The sequence below is a fragment of the Lacticaseibacillus camelliae DSM 22697 = JCM 13995 genome, assembly GCF_001311195.1.
In the GTDB taxonomy this organism is placed as follows: Bacteria; Bacillota; Bacilli; order Lactobacillales; family Lactobacillaceae; genus Lacticaseibacillus; species Lacticaseibacillus camelliae.
Map to the genome: position 1 here is coordinate 1 of NZ_BBAJ01000006.1, position 14,743 is coordinate 14,743.

At 58.0% G+C, this 14,743-nt stretch carries 16 protein-coding genes and 5 pseudogenes; 14 read left to right on the plus strand and 7 right to left on the minus strand.

Translation table 11 applies throughout. From position 1 onward, the window contains the following. Positions 1-264: 264 nt before the first annotated feature. From JCM13995_RS15425 to JCM13995_RS01835, 4 genes and pseudogenes are all read right to left on the minus strand, one after another. Positions 265-516, minus strand: a complete 252-nt coding sequence (locus JCM13995_RS15425; RefSeq protein WP_225350642.1) for a dihydrofolate reductase family protein — start codon at positions 514-516, stop codon at positions 265-267. Then, entirely contained in the window at positions 419-655 is a 237-nt protein-coding gene (locus tag JCM13995_RS15430; RefSeq protein WP_225350650.1) for a dihydrofolate reductase family protein, read from the minus strand. The genes JCM13995_RS15425 and JCM13995_RS15430 overlap by 98 nt, the downstream gene beginning before the upstream one ends. After that, the gene (locus JCM13995_RS15435) at positions 625-804 is read right to left on the minus strand and encodes a hypothetical protein (protein ID WP_225350643.1); all 180 of its coding nucleotides are present in this window, start codon (positions 802-804) and stop codon (positions 625-627) included. The genes JCM13995_RS15430 and JCM13995_RS15435 overlap by 31 nt, the downstream gene beginning before the upstream one ends. A gap of 72 nt (positions 805-876) precedes the next feature. Beyond that, positions 877-1,385 (minus strand): annotated as a pseudogene (locus tag JCM13995_RS01835) (YbhB/YbcL family Raf kinase inhibitor-like protein). 62 nt (positions 1,386-1,447) lie between these two features. On the opposite strand from JCM13995_RS01835, the gene JCM13995_RS01840 reads away from it, so the two are divergent. The 6 genes and pseudogenes from JCM13995_RS01840 (at position 1,448) to metG (ending at position 7,235) form a co-directional block, all read left to right on the plus strand. After that, on the plus strand, positions 1,448-2,224 hold the full coding sequence (locus tag JCM13995_RS01840) for a PHP domain-containing protein (protein WP_054661880.1): 777 nt from the start codon (positions 1,448-1,450) through the stop codon (positions 2,222-2,224). A gap of 11 nt (positions 2,225-2,235) precedes the next feature. Continuing rightward, positions 2,236-3,168 carry a hypothetical protein gene (locus tag JCM13995_RS01845; RefSeq protein ID WP_054661883.1) on the plus strand — a complete coding sequence of 311 codons (933 nt, stop codon included), beginning with the start codon at positions 2,236-2,238 and terminating at the stop codon, positions 3,166-3,168. A gap of 12 nt (positions 3,169-3,180) precedes the next feature. Further along, positions 3,181-3,867: an NAD-dependent protein deacylase gene (locus JCM13995_RS01850; RefSeq protein WP_054661886.1), complete on the plus strand. Its 687-nt coding sequence runs from the start codon at positions 3,181-3,183 to the stop codon at positions 3,865-3,867. A gap of 10 nt (positions 3,868-3,877) precedes the next feature. After that, positions 3,878-4,351 carry an NUDIX domain-containing protein gene (locus JCM13995_RS01855; protein ID WP_054661889.1) on the plus strand — a complete coding sequence of 158 codons (474 nt, stop codon included), beginning with the start codon at positions 3,878-3,880 and terminating at the stop codon, positions 4,349-4,351. Next, positions 4,344-5,171, plus strand: coding sequence for a DUF72 domain-containing protein (locus JCM13995_RS01860; RefSeq protein ID WP_054661892.1), 828 nt, complete (start codon positions 4,344-4,346; stop codon positions 5,169-5,171). The genes JCM13995_RS01855 and JCM13995_RS01860 overlap by 8 nt, the downstream gene beginning before the upstream one ends. Before the next feature lie 86 nt (positions 5,172-5,257). Continuing rightward, positions 5,258-7,235, plus strand: a pseudogene (gene metG / locus JCM13995_RS01865) (methionine--tRNA ligase). A 92-nt stretch (positions 7,236-7,327) separates the two neighbouring features. On the opposite strand, the gene JCM13995_RS16610 reads toward metG, so the two are convergent. Both JCM13995_RS16610 and JCM13995_RS01870 read right to left on the minus strand, forming a co-directional pair. Then, positions 7,328-7,462, minus strand: a complete 135-nt coding sequence (locus tag JCM13995_RS16610) for a hypothetical protein (RefSeq protein WP_263849535.1) — start codon at positions 7,460-7,462, stop codon at positions 7,328-7,330. After that, positions 7,456-8,046 carry a beta/alpha barrel domain-containing protein gene (locus JCM13995_RS01870; RefSeq protein WP_054661895.1) on the minus strand — a complete coding sequence of 197 codons (591 nt, stop codon included), beginning with the start codon at positions 8,044-8,046 and terminating at the stop codon, positions 7,456-7,458. The genes JCM13995_RS16610 and JCM13995_RS01870 overlap by 7 nt, the downstream gene beginning before the upstream one ends. 133 nt (positions 8,047-8,179) lie before the next feature. On the opposite strand from JCM13995_RS01870, the pseudogene JCM13995_RS01875 reads away from it, so the two are divergent. The 8 genes and pseudogenes from JCM13995_RS01875 (at position 8,180) to JCM13995_RS01910 (ending at position 14,129) form a co-directional block, all read left to right on the plus strand. Beyond that, a pseudogene (locus JCM13995_RS01875) lies at positions 8,180-8,958 on the plus strand (TatD family hydrolase). Then, complete coding sequence (gene rnmV, locus JCM13995_RS01880) at positions 8,955-9,521, plus strand: ribonuclease M5 (RefSeq protein ID WP_054661898.1); 567 nt, start codon at positions 8,955-8,957, stop codon at positions 9,519-9,521. The pseudogene JCM13995_RS01875 and the gene rnmV overlap by 4 nt, the downstream one beginning before the upstream one ends. Then, positions 9,514-10,397 (plus strand): annotated as a pseudogene (gene rsmA, locus JCM13995_RS01885) (16S rRNA (adenine(1518)-N(6)/adenine(1519)-N(6))-dimethyltransferase RsmA). Before rnmV ends, rsmA begins: the two are co-directional and overlap by 8 nt. 124 nt (positions 10,398-10,521) lie before the next feature. Beyond that, a complete protein-coding gene (locus tag JCM13995_RS01890) occupies positions 10,522-10,773 on the plus strand; it encodes a Veg family protein (protein ID WP_054661901.1) in 252 nt (83 codons plus the stop codon). Positions 10,774-10,851: 78 nt separating this feature from the next. Then, on the plus strand, positions 10,852-11,352 hold the full coding sequence (locus tag JCM13995_RS01895; RefSeq protein WP_054661904.1) for a GNAT family N-acetyltransferase: 501 nt from the start codon (positions 10,852-10,854) through the stop codon (positions 11,350-11,352). Positions 11,353-11,415: 63 nt separating this feature from the next. Next, positions 11,416-12,263 (plus strand): annotated as a pseudogene (gene ispE, locus JCM13995_RS01900) (4-(cytidine 5'-diphospho)-2-C-methyl-D-erythritol kinase). 144 nt (positions 12,264-12,407) lie between these two features. Next, the gene (locus JCM13995_RS01905; RefSeq protein ID WP_054661907.1) at positions 12,408-13,286 is read left to right on the plus strand and encodes a cation diffusion facilitator family transporter; all 879 of its coding nucleotides are present in this window, start codon (positions 12,408-12,410) and stop codon (positions 13,284-13,286) included. 168 nt (positions 13,287-13,454) lie between these two features. Next, positions 13,455-14,129: a Crp/Fnr family transcriptional regulator gene (locus JCM13995_RS01910; protein ID WP_082397669.1), complete on the plus strand. Its 675-nt coding sequence runs from the start codon at positions 13,455-13,457 to the stop codon at positions 14,127-14,129. A gap of 176 nt (positions 14,130-14,305) precedes the next feature. Here the strand turns inward: JCM13995_RS01910 and JCM13995_RS01915 are convergent, their stop codons facing one another. Then, positions 14,306-14,722, minus strand: coding sequence for a GNAT family N-acetyltransferase (locus JCM13995_RS01915; RefSeq protein WP_225350644.1), 417 nt, complete (start codon positions 14,720-14,722; stop codon positions 14,306-14,308). Between the last annotated feature and the right edge of the window lie 21 nt (positions 14,723-14,743).

Consider the following 14,743-nt stretch of genomic DNA (forward strand, 5'->3'; position numbering starts at 1 on the left):
CAGCTTGTGTGGGCTCCGCCGCTGCACTAGCAGTTGGCCGGTGCCATCAAAGACTAAGATTGCCACGGTCAGGTGAAACAGGCCATGCGGCACCGGATCTTTGCGCAGCTGGGCGCCAACGATGTGAAAATGCCGGTCATAAAGATCCCAGGGTTCGTTCAACTTATCGGTTATCATTTGCCGCCTCCCATCACGGAACCCCAAGTATACTCTCCAGTGCCTGTGGGCGCAAAAAGCCCCTGCGCTGGCAGGGGCTGGTCATGCTTATTCGAGCGGTTTCTTGCAAACCTGGTAGGTCAACGTGACGACCTGGTCGTGCTGAATGGTTGTCTCCAACTTCAGTGGCACGTCCTTGAGGTTGGTCGACACGAGGCTGATACCATCGCCCAGCAGTACTGGCGCGATGGTGATGGTCAACTTATCGATCAAGTCGGCTTTGAGCAGCTCGGTGAAAATATCCGCGCCACCGACCAGCCAAATGTCGCCGCCTTTTTTTTGCCTTGAGCTGGCGGACAAATTCAGGGATGTTGCCGGCGACCACCGTGGTGGGGTCGTCTGTGTCGTGCAGCGTGGTCGAAAAGACGTAGGACTCCTTGTCCTGGTACGGATACGTGCCGGCCAGCTTCAGTGCGCGCTGGTAGGTTTTGCGGCCCATGAGCACGGTGTCCACATTTTGGTAGAAGCTTGGTAGGCATCATCGCCCGCGTTAGAGTTTAGCTTGCGGAGCCATTCGGTGCTGCCGTTGGGTTCGGCGATGAAGCCGTCCAAACTTTCGGTAAGGTACAAGATCACATTGCGAGACATCCAACCACCCTCTTCTGTTTGATTAGGTTAATTGTAGCACAAAAGAAAGCGGTTTCTCACTATTTCCAGAACTTACTGGCGGGACCACAGGTCGCAGCTGACTTGCGCCAGGATGTGGCCTTGCATCGCGTGCCGCAGGTCGGACAGCCAGTAGCCGTCCTTCAGGTCGAGCACGGTGTCCAAGGCGAAGACCGTCAGTGTGTAGGCGTGGTCGGCGTTGGGCGGCTGTGGGCCCACGTAGCCGGTGGCGGTGACGGGGTCGGTGCTGCCGATCAGGTGGCCGGACGTTGAGTTGTGGCCCTGAACCATTTTGAGCGTGCTTGGTGGCTGGCGTTGTCTGGAATCAGGGTGGTGCCTTTGGGGATGTTCGCTGCGGTCCAGTGGATCCAGGGAAAACCGGAAACCGGCACGGCATCGAAGTCGATCAATTGCAGGGCAAAAGTTTGAGTGCCGGCAGGGGCATCGCTGATTTCGATGGGGAAACTGCGCGTCGGCGTGCCCTTGTGCATGTCTGCTGGTTCGGCATACTTCCCGTACTGATCGGCGAGGTAACCCTTTATTGTTGGGACTGTGACTTTCATTGTTTTTCGCCTCCTGTTAGCGTTAACTTAAGAGTAACACGAACCGGGAGGACAGGCTTACAATGGAATATGACCAGCATGTTCACACCTACTTTTCGTTTGACTCACAGGCGCAGTTTGAAGATTACCTGCGAAAAACCTCGCAGCCGTTCATCACGACCGAGCACTTGGAACTGAGCAATCCAGATGATAACGGCGGCGATGATGCACCAGACCAAGCCGCCTACACGGCCAAGCTGCAGGAATTAAAACGCCGCTACCCAAACCGGTTGTTGCGGGGGATCGAGTGCGGGTACTTTGCGCCGCGCCAGGCAGACCTGCAGCGCTATCTGCAGGCGCAGGACTTTGACCTGGTGCTGCTGAGCTTTCATCACGACGGCCAGTATGACTATCAGGATCCGCACTTTAAGCAGGTCGACCTGAAACGGCATGTGCAGACTTACTACGACCGCATGCTCGCCGGGCTGAAGGCCGCACCGTTTGGCGATGTGCTGGCACATTTTGACTACGGCCTGCGGATCTTGGACGTGACGCCGGCGCAACTGGAAGCCTGGGCCAAGCCGCAGCTGCAGGCCATTTTGGCCTTGATCGTGAAGCGGCAGCTGGCCTTTGAGGTGAACACGAAGTCCATGTACCAGTGGGGCAACGCCGAGCTGTACGAGCTGGTCCTGCCCTGGTATCGCGAGGCCGGCGGCGCGCTGGTCACGCTGGGCTCTGACGCCCACACGGCGGATAAATTTCTCACTGGGTTCGCTGAGGCCAAAGCCCTTATTCGCTCGGCTGGGTTTTCGCAGTTAGCCATGTACCAGGGCCACCAGCCGCATCTGACCACTTTTTAGGTGGAAACGACATGAACGAACAGACACAGCTATTGCTAGACGACGTCAAAAAGCATTACACCATGCCGGTGGACGTGGTAATCGACGGGCCGACGTCCGGGGTGCTGACGCACACCCAGTCCGCCCAGAAGCTGCTGGCAAATGGGCACCTGGAGCTGAAAGTGAGCGACACCACTAATGTGGATTACACGCTGAGCCATGAACTGCTGCACATGAAGCTGGTCACGACCGGGTTTCCGCCGCTGCAGTACCGCCTGGCGACCGGTGATCCGGACGTCGACCAGCAGTTCTTTGCGGTCGGCACCTCGCTTTACGACTCCGTGATGCACGTGCAAATCCGCGCCGAGCAGGCCAAAATGGGCATTCTCACCGCGGAAATGATGAAGCAGCTGGGGGCCGGGGTCACGGCTTCGCTGCCGGAGGACCCGCGGCCGGATCAGTTGGTGTACTGCGTGATGACGCTGCTCGATGCACTGGTGATGTTTGAAGGCGGCAGCAAGGGCCAACTGAACTACTGGAAGGTCAACTATCCGGATGCGCTGCCGCTGGCGCAGGACCTGTACGCCACGCTGATGTCCAAAAGTGTTGCCACCCCGTTTGATTTTCGCCGGATGGTTGTACGAATCTGGCGCCAATTCGACCAGATCCTGCAAAAGCATGGCTTTCAGGAAACAGCCAACGGTGAGTTTGCCACCCTGCCGCCTATCCTGTCGGAGCGTCAGCTGCGGCTGACCTTGAGCCAAACATACGAGATCTTGCACAGCGAGATGACGGACCGCGCCACCAAGAAGCGGGCGTACGTGGCCATGGGCAAGGGCGATCAGCAGAATGCGTTTGTCCTGCCGCTGGCTGACCTGTCCTCAGAAGGCTTCCAGCAGCTGTACCAGACCCCGCTGAAAACGGTGCTGCTGCAGTATCAGGTGGACTACGCGATCCGCGACTAAAGGAGAGTCAGCATGTTTGATTTGAAACAAGCAATTGATGACGCCCAGTTTGTGACGTTCATGACTGGGGCGGGCGTTTCGACCGCGTCCGGCATTCCGGATTATCGCAGCAAGGGCGGGCTCTACTCGGATCTGGCGAGCCCGGAAGAGGCGCTCTCGGATGAGAACCTGCGAGATCACCATGAAGCCTTTCACGACTGGGTCGTCAAGAAAATGTATTATCCAGACGCCAAACCCAATGTGATCCACGAGAAAATGGCCGCGATCACTAACCGGAAAGGCGCCATCGTGACGCAAAACGTCGATGGCTTGCACCAAAAAGGTGGGGCCAAGCACGTCATCGAGTTTCACGGCAATCTGTACAACATTTTCTGTCAAAAGTGCGGTCAGCATTTTGATTATCAGACTTATTTGAAAGCGGATGTCCACGCGCAAGACGGGGGGATCCTGCGGCCTGGGATCGTGCTTTACGGCGAGCCAATCAATCCGGATGTGGTCGAACGGGCAATCGCGGCGATCAGTCGGGCCGATCTCTTGGTGGTAGTCGGCACCAGTTTTCAGGTCTATCCGTTCGCCGGCCTGATCGGCTATGCCAAACCCGGGGCAGTGCTGGCGGCGGTCAACCGCGAGCCCATTGCGCTGCCGGCTGGCGCCCACATGGTCGTCGGCGACGCGGTGGCGGTGTTCAGCAAATTATAGGAGTGATCGCATGACAAAGCAGTTAACCGTGGGCCTAGTGACCACCAAAACCGGCGTGGTCCTGATCAACCGCGCCAAGCCGCCGTACCGTGGCCTGTGGAACGGGCTGGGCGGCAAGGTGGAACCCGGCGAAACGCCGCGTGAGGGGATGGCTCGAGAGTTTCACGAAGAGTGTGGGCTGGTCCTGCCGGCGGACCTGTTTCAGGCGTGTGGTCTGGTGCACTGGTATGTCGATGGAAAGCTGTTAGGCGACCTGTTTCTGTTTAAGGCGCAAACCGGCCAGGAGTTGACGCTGCCGATGCAAACGCGCGAGGGAATCGTGGCCGCGATGGATCCGGCGTGGCTTAAAGCACCGGACAACCTGGGCTTGGTCCCAGACTTGGGCGCGATGCTGCCGTACTTTGAGGGCGGCGAAAACGTGACGCTGCGGTCGGATTTTGAAGGCGAGCGGTTCCTCGGGCTGAAGGCAGTCAGCGATGATTAGCGTCGGGCTGACGGCGGTGGCAGATCACCCGGATCTGGCTAGTGGCCGCGTCAGCAGTCTGGCCGACCTTTCGACAGCGTTTCCGGTGGTCGAGCTTGATACGACCTATTACCATGTGCCCAGCGAACAAGTCGTGCACCGCTGGCTCAGCCAGGTGCCGGCCACTTTTCGGTTCGTGGTGAAGGCCACCGCAGCGATGTCCGGGCATAAGGTCGATGCGCCGCGCGATGCCGGAGCCGAGTTCATGGCGCTGAAGCGGGCGCTGGCCCCAATGCAGGCTTCGGGCCAGCTGGCGGCGGTGCTGTTTCAATTGCCGCCGTATTTTGGTGTCAGTCCGACCAATATCCGGGTCCTGCACCGCATTCGCCAGCTTTACCCTGACCTGCCTGTTGCCGTTGAATTTCGCAATGCCGGCTGGTATCTGCCGGAGTATCAGGCTGAAACGCTGCTTTTACTGCGGGAATTAAACTTTGTACACGTTGTGGTGGATGAGCCCCAGACGCCTGCCGGCAGCGTGCCACTGGTGGCCGAGCCAACGAACCCGGTACTTACAATTATGCGCCTGCACGGGCGGAACGTCGCCGGTTGGCAGCGCGGCGGGGCGCAGTGGCGCAGCGAGCGTACCAACTACCGCTATTCCCAGGAAGAACTGCAGGCATTGGGCGCGGTCGCGCAGCAGCTGGCCGACCGCTCTAAGCAGGTGATCGTGATTTTCAATAATAATGGCCACCACGACGCTTCGGCCAACGCGCAGCAATTCATCCAACTTTTAGGGCTGCACTACCAGGGCCTGGGGCCGCGCCAGCTGGATTTGTTCTAACGGGATTTTCGCCTAAATGCTATACTGGATGGCATACGAGCATTCGGCGCCATTTCGCCGGGTGACTTTTTCAGGAGGCTCTTTCAATGTCAAAACCCACTTTTTATGTGACCACGCCGATTTACTATCCATCTGGTAAGCTTCACATCGGCAACGCGTACACGACGATCGCGGCCGATGTGCTGGCGCGTTACAAGCGTCTGACCGGCTACGACGTTTTCTTCCTGACCGGCACCGATGAACACGGTCTGAAAATCGAACAAAAGGCTGATGCGTTGGGCATTACCCCGCAGGCTTACGTCGACGGCATGGCGGCCCAAATCAAGCAGCTGTGGAAAATGCTTGAGATCACCAACGACAAATTCATTCGCACCACCGACAAGGAACACGTGGCGGCGGTCCAGAAAATCGTTGAGCGCTTGATCAAGCAGGGTGACGTTTACCTGGGTGAGTATACCGGCTGGTATTCCGTGGAAGACGAGGAGTACTTCACCGAGTCGCAGCTGGCCGAAGTCTACCGCGACAAAGACGGCAAGGTCATCGGCGGCAAGGCGCCATCCGGTCACGAAGTCAAGCTGGTCCACGAGCCCAGCTACTTCTTCAAGATGAGCAAGTACACGGATCGCCTGCTCAAGTACTACGACGAGCACCCTGACTTTATCCAGCCGGCCAGTCGTAAGACCGAAATGATCAACAACTTCATCAAGCCGGGTCTGGAAGACCTGGCGATGAGCCGCACCAGCTTCAACTGGGGCGTCCCGATCCCCAGCGACCCGAAGCACGTGGTATACGTGTGGTCGATGCGCTGCTCAACTACATTACCGCCTTGGGCTACGGCTCGGCGAACCACGACCTGTTTGACAAGTACTGGCCGGCCGATGTCCAGCTGATCGGTAAGGAAATTGTTCGCTTCCATACCATCTATTGGCCAATCATCTGTTTGCGCTTGACCTGCCGCTGCCGAAGAAGATATACGGCCACGGCTGGCTGGTCATGAAGGACGGCAAGATGAGCAAGTCGAAGGGGAATGCCATTTACCCGGAGATGATCGTCAAGCGCTACGGCCTGGACGCCTTGCGCTACTATCTGATGCGCGCCATTCCGTTCGGTAACGACGGGATCTTTACCCCGGAGGACTTTATCGACCGGATCAACTTTGATTTGGCCAACGACTTGGGCAACTTGCTCAACCGGACAGTCGCCATGATCAACAAGTATGAAGACGGGGTTTTGCCGGACCTGACGCAAACCGAGCCGACCAAGTTCGACGCCGATTTGGAAAAAGTGGCCAAGGATGCCATTGCCAAGTATGGAGACTTGATGGACAATCTGCAGTTCTCAGACGCGCTGGATGCGGCCTGGAAGCTGGTGGCCCGCGCCAACAAGTACATCGACGAAACCGAACCCTGGAACTTGGCGAAGACGCCGGCGACCAAGAAGCAGCTTGATTCCGTCATGGGTCACTTGGCCGAAAGCCTGCGGATCATTGCGCTGCTGATTCAGCCCGTTATGACACACGCACCAAAGCAAATGTTTGAGCAGCTGGGGCTGGACCCGGCAATCGATGAGCAGGAGACCCTTGAGTGGGGCCACCTGCCGGCTGGCAACAAGGTCGTTGAACAAGGCACGCCGATTTTCCCGCGGCTTGACGCAGAAAAAGAAGTCGCCTACATCAAGTCTCAGATGCAGCCGCCGAAGAAGGCGGCCACGGTCGACGAAAAGACGCGCAAGGGCGAAATCGAATGGAAGCAGTTCGATAAGTCTGAGATCCGCGTTGCCGAGATTTTGAACGTCGAAAAGGTCAAGAACGCCGATAAGCTCCTCAAGTTCACGCTGGATGCCGGGGATGAAGGCACGCAGCAGATCCTGTCTGGGATCGCCGAATACTACCCAGACTTTAAGCAGTTGGTGGGTAAGAAGGTGCTGGCCGTCGTCAACCTCAAGCCGCGCAAGCTGAAGGGCGAAATGAGCGAGGGCATGCTGCTGTCGTCGGAAGACAACAACGGCAAGGTGACGCTGCTTCAAGTTGACGCAGCCATTGAAAACGGGAGCTTGATCAGTTGAGTTGGTCATTTTGAAACGTCGCCGAATGGGTGGCGTTTTTTTACCTGGCAGCAAAAAAACCGGCACGCGAAGGCGTCCCGGTGATAGTTTTGCTAATCTTCAACTTCAACCTTGGCGGTCCAGGGCGTGGCAACTTTTGAAAGCGGCTTGGCGAGCGCGGTCAGCACGCTTGGTGAGGCAAGCAGGCCATTGACTTCTTCGCCGCTATCATGCGCAAAGTTCAGCACTGCCGCCGCGTCAGCCGCCCGCAGCCCGGTGGCGTCGACCACCAAGGGCAGGTCAGTCGCGGCACTTTGCTGCTTAAAAAGGGCTGCGGCTTGGGCGCGGTCGTAGGTCGCGTGGCCGGTGTTTTGGTGAAGCCGTCAACGTGGCTGAGCGGCACCGGTGTCGGTAGAGTGAGCACTGAGGCGTTGTAGCGGGGATCGCTGAACTCGCGCGTCATGGCGATGACCGCTTCCGGGGCGGGAACGGCAGTTTTGGGAATCGCCAGCGCCAGGACAAGCGGCAGGTGATTCGCCTTGGCCTCAGCACCCACGCGTTCCACCAAGGTCTTTTTGCGGTCGTTGATCACTTCATCGTCATTGGCCAAATAGGTGAGGTGCAGCAGCACCCCGTCGCCACCAGTTTCAGCGATGCGCAGCGCACTAAGATCTGCTTGCAAACTCGGCAGGCCGTCCGCATCGGTGTCGCCGTCGTAGGTGACCAGCCGGCCACTAGTGGCGGTCCGTTCGGTCGTAGCCGTCAGCACGAGCTGCTGGTTGGACAAGGCCTTCAGGTGGTTGAATTGACCCAGCGTAATTTTCACAGACATAATGATCCCCCCAGGGTTGAGTTTAAATTCAGTGTACGCCAGCTGCGCCGTGCCGTTACAAAAAGTTTTCTGGGGCGGTTTGTGGAAACCAGTCGGCCTGCGTATAATGAATTGCGACATCTAAGGAGAAACTATGCAAATTTTTGATACGCACACCCATCTGAACGATACGCCCTACGCGGGCAAAGAGGCCGAATACGTCGAGGCGGCCAAACGGCTTGGCGTCGAGAAAATGGCGATTGTTGGCTCGAATGCGGCGCTGAACGCAGGAACGATGCGACTTTCTGAGCAGTTTGAGCACCTTTACGCCATTGTCGGCTGGCACCCTGATGACAGCAAGGACTACGACCAAGCGGCGGAAAAGCTGCTTGAGGCGCAGCTGGCTGCGCCTAAAACCATTGCGCTTGGTGAAATTGGCCTGGACTATCACTGGGACAACAGCCCGCGCGAGATCCAGCGCCGCGTTTTTCGCCGCCAGCTGGCGATTGCGCGTGAGCTGCATCTACCGGTGTCGATCCACTCGCGCGATGCCTTTGAGGACAGTTATCCAATCTTGAAAGAGGCCCACGTTGGCGATTTCGGTGGCATCATGCACAGCTTCACCGGGGATGCCGAGTGGGCCCGGAGGTTTCTGGACCTTGGCATGTACATCTCGTACTCGGGCATTGTCAGCTTTAAAAATGCGCCGCTGGAGCACGCCAGCGTCCGGGTGGTCCCGGACGACCGGCTGCTGGCGGAAACTGACGCGCCTTACCTGACGCCAACGCCTTACCGCGGCCGTCAGAACCAGCCGGCGTACACCCGCTATGTGGTGGAAGCGAGGCCAAGTACCGCGACGACACGCCGGAACACATTGCCGCTTTGACCTGGGCCAACGCCCACCGAATCTTCGGCTTGAAGGAGACAGAATGACCGCTTTTAAACAAATCATCGTGGTCGAGGGCCGCGACGACACCAAGCGCCTGACTGAGACGTTCGGTCCAATCGATACCATTGAAACGCGCGGCAGTGCCATTGATCAGGCCACGTTAGCCCTCATTAAAAAGGCCCAGGCCACGCGCGGGGTGATCGTGCTGACCGACCCAGATTTTCCGGGCGAAAAAATTCGCAAGACCATCAGTGCTGCAGTGCCAGGCGTGACGCACGCGTTTCTGCCGGTCAAAGAGGCAGTGCCAGACCACAAGGGGTCACTCGGGGTCGAGCACGCCAGTCCTGCCGCACTGAAGGAAGCCCTTGCCCACTTGGTCACTGAAAAGCCCGATGCGACACCGGTGATCTCGCGGGAGATCCTGTTTGCGGCCGGCTTACTTGGCGGGCCCAACGCGCGGGCGCGGCGAGAGCGGCTGGGGGATTTGTTGCACATTGGGTACACCAACGGTAAGCAACTGCAAAAGCGCCTCGCGCTATTTGAAATCAGCGAGTCCGCGTTTGCGACGGCGCTGAAAGAGTTGAACAAGGAGGTACCGCATGCCTGAACACGAGTACATTGCAACGCCCAGCAGGACAAAAGAGATTCTGCAGCGCCACGGTTTTCGGTTTAAGAAGCGCCTTGGCCAGAATTTTCTGACCAACCCCAAGGTGCTGCAGCGGATCGTGGCGGCTGGGGGGACGAGTGCTGCCGATGACGTGATCGAGATCGGTCCCGGCATCGGGGCCTTGACGGAATTCTTGGCTGAAAGCGCGCACCAAGTGCTGGCGCTGGAAATCGACCCGCGGTTGTTGCCGGTGCTTGCCGAGACCATGGCGCCGTACCCGAACGTCAGCGTGGTCGAGGCGGATGTGCTGAAGGCGGACTTGCCAGGCTGATTGCCGAGCACTTTGATGGTCAGCACCAATTGAAGGTAATTGCAAACCTCCCGTACTACATCACGACCCCGATCCTGATGCACCTCATCGAGGCCCCAGTGACGTTTGATGACATTACCGTCATGATGCAAAAAGAGGTCGCGGACCGGTTGACCGCCGCTCCCAGCAGTAAGGACTATGGCAGCCTGACCATCGGCGTTCAGCAGCGCATGAACGTTGAAGTCGCCTTCACGGTCAGCCGGACGGCTTTTGTGCCGGCCCCTAACGTCGATTCTGCCATTGTCAATCTGACCAAGCGCACGACGCCTTTGGTTGAGATTAGCGACCAGGCGGCGTTCGATCGGCTAGTCAAAGGCAGCTTTGCGGCGCGCCGCAAAACGCTGTGGAATAATCTCACCAATTTATTTGGCAAGGATGACGCCACAAAGGCCAAGCTGACTTCTGCACTTGACGCCGTTCAGGTGACCCCCAGTGCACGCGCCGAGACGCTCAGCATCCCACAGTTTGCCGCCTTGGCGGAAGCGCTAAAGGCGAACGGGCTGTAAGCATGACCTAATCGGGAAAATTTGCACGTTTTTCAATATTTGCCGCTTGTCTACACCCTTTTGTAATGGTATAATTGCAAATTTCTTGCAAATCTGCTAAGATGTTCACTAAGGGGTGAAGTGCATGCCAATTACATTAGCAAGCATCAAGCAGCAACTCGACGCAAAAATCGGGGAGAATTTGACCGTTGTCGCACAAGCGGGCCGCAAAAAAGTGATCCGCCGCAAAGGCACGCTGAAGGAAACTTATCCAGTCGTTTTCGTGGTCGCCCTAGACCAGAAGGAAAACTCGTTTGAACGTGTTTCGTACAGTTATGCTGACCTCCTCACCAAATCGATTCAAATCACATTTGATGATGAAGAGCAAGCTTCATAAAAGCAAACCAGCCGCTGCCTGCGGCTTTTTTTTGTTACCGCGATTGATGAGGAATGATCACTGATCAGGAGGACCGTCATGTTCAAATTTCACGCTGTGCGCACGCCGCAAGACCGCCAAACCGCGCTTAAAATTTACCAGAGTAATCCCAGCTACTTTACGCTGACCGGGCAGAAAGCGCCCACGCTACAAATGGTCCGGGAAGATGCTGAGGCGTATCCGGCCGACGTGAGTGAGACCCAGAAACACTACGGGTTGCTGCTGATCAATAGCACGCCAGTTGGGGTGATGGACCGGCTGAACGGCTACCCCGAGCCGCAAACAGTGTACATTGGCCTTTTGATGATCGATGCCGCACACCAGCGCCAAGGGCTGGGCCGGCGAGCGGTTGACGGGTTTGCCAAACAGTTTCAGCGGCAGGGATACGGCCGCATGCGGGTCGCAGTACACACCGCCAACCCGGCGGCGCTGCAGTTCTGGCAGCAAGTCGGGTTTAAGCCGGTGGGTGAAGGGCGCGCGCAGCTCAGTGCCGATCAGTCTCAGCCGGTCGTGATTTTGGACCGCGACTTGGCGGACTAGCGTATGAATTCACGCGGTAAACCGGTATAATTAGGCAAAACATGTAGAGACTGGTGGTTGACCATGGAACTGATCCAGAAGGCCCCAGCCAAGATCAATCTCAGTTTAGACGCCCTTTTTCAGCACCGTGATGGGGCCCACGAGTGGGAAATGGTAATGACGTCGGTTGATCTTGCTGATTACGTGCGCATCAAGCCAAGCCGCACCATCACAGTGGCAACCGACAGCGGGTTTCTTCCTGAAGATCCGCGTAATTTGGCGTACCAGGCCGCCCTGGCGCTGCAGACCGCGGCCGGCATGCGCCAAGGCGCGGCCATTCAGCTGGAAAACATATTCCGGTGGCCGCGGGGCTGGGCGGCGGCTCATCTGATGCCGCCGCGGTGCTGCGCGGGTTGAATGAGCTGTGGGACCTTCACTGGCCGCTGGCGCGCTTGGCGCAGGTGGGGCTTGCGGTGGACTCGGACGTGCCCTACTGCGTTTACTCGCAAACCGCCTTGGTGCAGGGGCGCGGGGATCAGGTCACTCCGCTGAATCAGCGCCCTGACTGCTGGGTCATTTTGGCCAAGCCCAGTATTTCCGTGTCGACCGCCAGCATTTTGCGCGCCATCGATTACACCCGGCCGATGCCAAGGCCGGATACCGCCAAGGTGGTTGAAGGGGTCAAAAGTGGTGATTTTGAGCTGATGACCGCCGGCATGGCCAATTCCTTGGAGGCGGTCACTGCGGCCCGGCACCCGGAAATCTTGGCGCTTCAGCAGCGCCTGCTGCGCTACGGCGCGGCGGTGGCTCAGATGTCCGGCAGTGGGCCGACGGTGTTTGGCTTGTGCCGCAAGCGGAGTCGGGCCCACCGCATTTACAACAGCATGAAGGGCTTTTGCCGGGAGGTGTACCTGGTGCGGCCGCTGCAGTAGACGTCTTGAGACGTCTTTTTTTATCCGTAACGATTCCCGATAAACGCCGGTACGACGGGACTTTGGTTGACTTTGAAAATCCGGAAGCCGACAATGGAGCTAACCGGTTGCACTACTTGGGCCGCGCGCACGGGAGGAATTAGGATGACACAACCGAAACCAAATCACGCGTTTCGCTGGGGAATTTTCTTCAATTCGCTTTACATTATTGCCGAAGTCGGCTTTGGGCTGGCTATTGGGTCGATTGCGCTGGTCGCCGATGCGCTGCATAACTTAAGCGATGTGCTGGGGCTGTGCATCGCCTGGTTTGCCAGCTGGTTGACGCTGCTGAAGCCGACTTCGCAGCGGACATACGGCTACAAAAGCTCGTCGATCATGGCGGCCCTGCTCAACGCGGTGTTTCTTTTGATCGCAATGGGCGCCATCATTGTTGAAGCCCTGCAGCGCCTGGCCACCCCTGAGCCGACCAAAGGTGGCATCGTCATGCTGATTGCCGGCGTGGGAATCCTGGTCAACGGCGCCACGGCGATGTTGTTTCATGCCGGCCAGCAGCGCGATCTCAACATTCGCGGGGCGTTCATGCACATGGCAGCAGACGCCGGAGTTTCTTTAGGCGTCGTGATCGCCGGCGGCATGTACCTCTTGACCGGCTGGGAGTGGCTGGATCCGGTCGTCTCGATCCTCGTGGCGCTGGTGGTCCTGGTTGGGACATGGGGGCTGCTGAAAGACGCCGTCAACTTGGCGATGGCCGCTGTGCCCAAGGCCATCGACACTGAAAAAGTGCGCGCCTTGATCAACGCGTATCCCACAGTGGCCAGCTGTCACGACCTGCACATTTGGGCGCTGAGCACGACTGACGTGGCGCTGACGGTGCACATCACGCGGAAGACCGATGTCAACAACGACCAATTCTTGGAAGAACTCGGCCACAAGCTGCGCCACACGTTTGATATTGCCCACGTGACGATTCAGGTCGAATACGGGGATTATCTGCCGCTCCAGGCTGGGGATAACCCGTACTGAATGGCTAGTGGCAATCGACTGGGGTCAACTTGACGCAAATCAAGTTAAATGACTGGCTGAGCTGGTAGGCTTACCTCAGAGCACCAAAAAGGTACTCATGAGGCTGATCTACACCAGTAGGTCTGTCGGGGATGGCGTCAGGAAACTGAGCGAAGGGGGAAATCAATCATGCATCAGCACGAAGCAGAGGACTGTGTGCGGCTCGTTCCGATTTTTCAAACACTGGCCGAGGGTGACATTACGTCCATCGCCAAGCTGGTCCGTGATCAGACGCTGAAGGCCGGCGACTTTTTGTTCACGGAAGGGACAGCGGCTGACCGGCTGTACATCCTGGCGCACGGGCAGGCGAAGGTCACGCAAAGTACCGCGGCGGGCCGCGAGCAGCTGCTGCGGGTACTGGGCGCAGGAGATTTTGACGGGGAAGGCGTCCTGTTCACCAAGGGCGAGCACACCACCACTGCAACGGCCCTGACACCACTGTCCGTTTGCACCATCAGCCAGCGCGATTTTCAGGCGCTGCTTAAAAGCACCCCGGCCCTGGCGTTGAACGTGCTGAACGCGCTGGGCCGCCGGGTGGTCGCGCTGGAGGCCAAAACCACGGCCCAGGCGGTGGCCAGCGTTTCCGAGCGGTTGGCGAACTATCTGGTCGAAACGGCTGGGGCCATCGGCAAGCCAAGCTTTGACCTGCCGCTCAAGAAAAAGGACCTCGCGCAGTACTTAGGCACCACGCCTGAAACCATCAGTCGCAAGCTGGCGAGCTTTGAGGACGCCGGCCTGATTCGGCAAAGCGGGCGCCAGCACATTGAGGTGCTGGACGCGGACGGCCTAGCGCTGCAGGATTAATTTGGGCCAAAGTAAGCCGCAGTTGCACAATTGCGTGCAGCTGCCGGCTTTTGGCGTGGGCTAGAATTCCCGATAGTAGTAGATGTCCGTGTCCCCTTCTTGCGACGTGAACCGGTAGTCGTTGGTGTTGAGCCCGCCGATGCAAAAGCCAGCGGCCAGGTAAAACCGGTTCGCGCCTAGGTTGGACCTTGCGCGATGGTGCAAAGGCCACGCTTGCCGTGGGCTTTCGCAATGGGCTCAGCGGCTTGCAGCAGCTGCACGGCAATGCCTTGGCGCCGAAAGGCCTGATTCACTTTGAGGTCGGCTAGGTACAGGTACCGGTTAAAGTGAAAGTCGTACTCAAACGTCGCCAGTGCCACGCACTGCCCATCCGTGAACGCGCCCAGGGCGAACCCCACCGCGTCGATGTCTTGCAGCTGATAATTTTCCTCGGGAAAGGTCTGCTCGGCCACTTCGGCGCTGAGCTGCTCCTGGTGCTGCCAGCCGGCTTCCGTATAAGTGACCAGCAGCCTGCCAAAACGCTTGAACGGCTGGTTCGGAAGGCGCAGGGCCGCCTCATTGTCCTCAGTGATGCGCTTAATTTCGATTGCCAATTGTTCTCCTTCTCAAGTCGT

Excerpts from the sequence above, each read along its gene's own strand:
- JCM13995_RS01840 (WP_054661880.1), top strand. The coding sequence starts at position 1,448 with ATGGAATATGACCAGCATGTTCACACCTACTTTTCGTTTGACTCACAG.
- JCM13995_RS15435 (WP_225350643.1), bottom strand. The coding sequence starts at position 804 with ATGTCTCGCAATGTGATCTTGTACCTTACCGAAAGTTTGGACGGCTTC.
- JCM13995_RS01850 (WP_054661886.1), top strand. The coding sequence starts at position 3,181 with ATGTTTGATTTGAAACAAGCAATTGATGACGCCCAGTTTGTGACGTTC.
- JCM13995_RS01910 (WP_082397669.1), top strand. The coding sequence starts at position 13,455 with ATGCATCAGCACGAAGCAGAGGACTGTGTGCGGCTCGTTCCGATTTTT.
- JCM13995_RS01845 (WP_054661883.1), top strand. The coding sequence starts at position 2,236 with ATGAACGAACAGACACAGCTATTGCTAGACGACGTCAAAAAGCATTAC.
- JCM13995_RS01860 (WP_054661892.1), top strand. The coding sequence starts at position 4,344 with ATGATTAGCGTCGGGCTGACGGCGGTGGCAGATCACCCGGATCTGGCT.
- rnmV (WP_054661898.1), top strand. The coding sequence starts at position 8,955 with ATGACCGCTTTTAAACAAATCATCGTGGTCGAGGGCCGCGACGACACC.
- JCM13995_RS01905 (WP_054661907.1), top strand. The coding sequence starts at position 12,408 with ATGACACAACCGAAACCAAATCACGCGTTTCGCTGGGGAATTTTCTTC.
- JCM13995_RS01855 (WP_054661889.1), top strand. The coding sequence starts at position 3,878 with ATGACAAAGCAGTTAACCGTGGGCCTAGTGACCACCAAAACCGGCGTG.
- JCM13995_RS01870 (WP_054661895.1), bottom strand. The coding sequence starts at position 8,046 with ATGTCTGTGAAAATTACGCTGGGTCAATTCAACCACCTGAAGGCCTTG.
- JCM13995_RS01890 (WP_054661901.1), top strand. The coding sequence starts at position 10,522 with ATGCCAATTACATTAGCAAGCATCAAGCAGCAACTCGACGCAAAAATC.
- JCM13995_RS01895 (WP_054661904.1), top strand. The coding sequence starts at position 10,852 with ATGTTCAAATTTCACGCTGTGCGCACGCCGCAAGACCGCCAAACCGCG.
- JCM13995_RS15430 (WP_225350650.1), bottom strand. The coding sequence starts at position 655 with ATGGGCCGCAAAACCTACCAGCGCGCACTGAAGCTGGCCGGCACGTAT.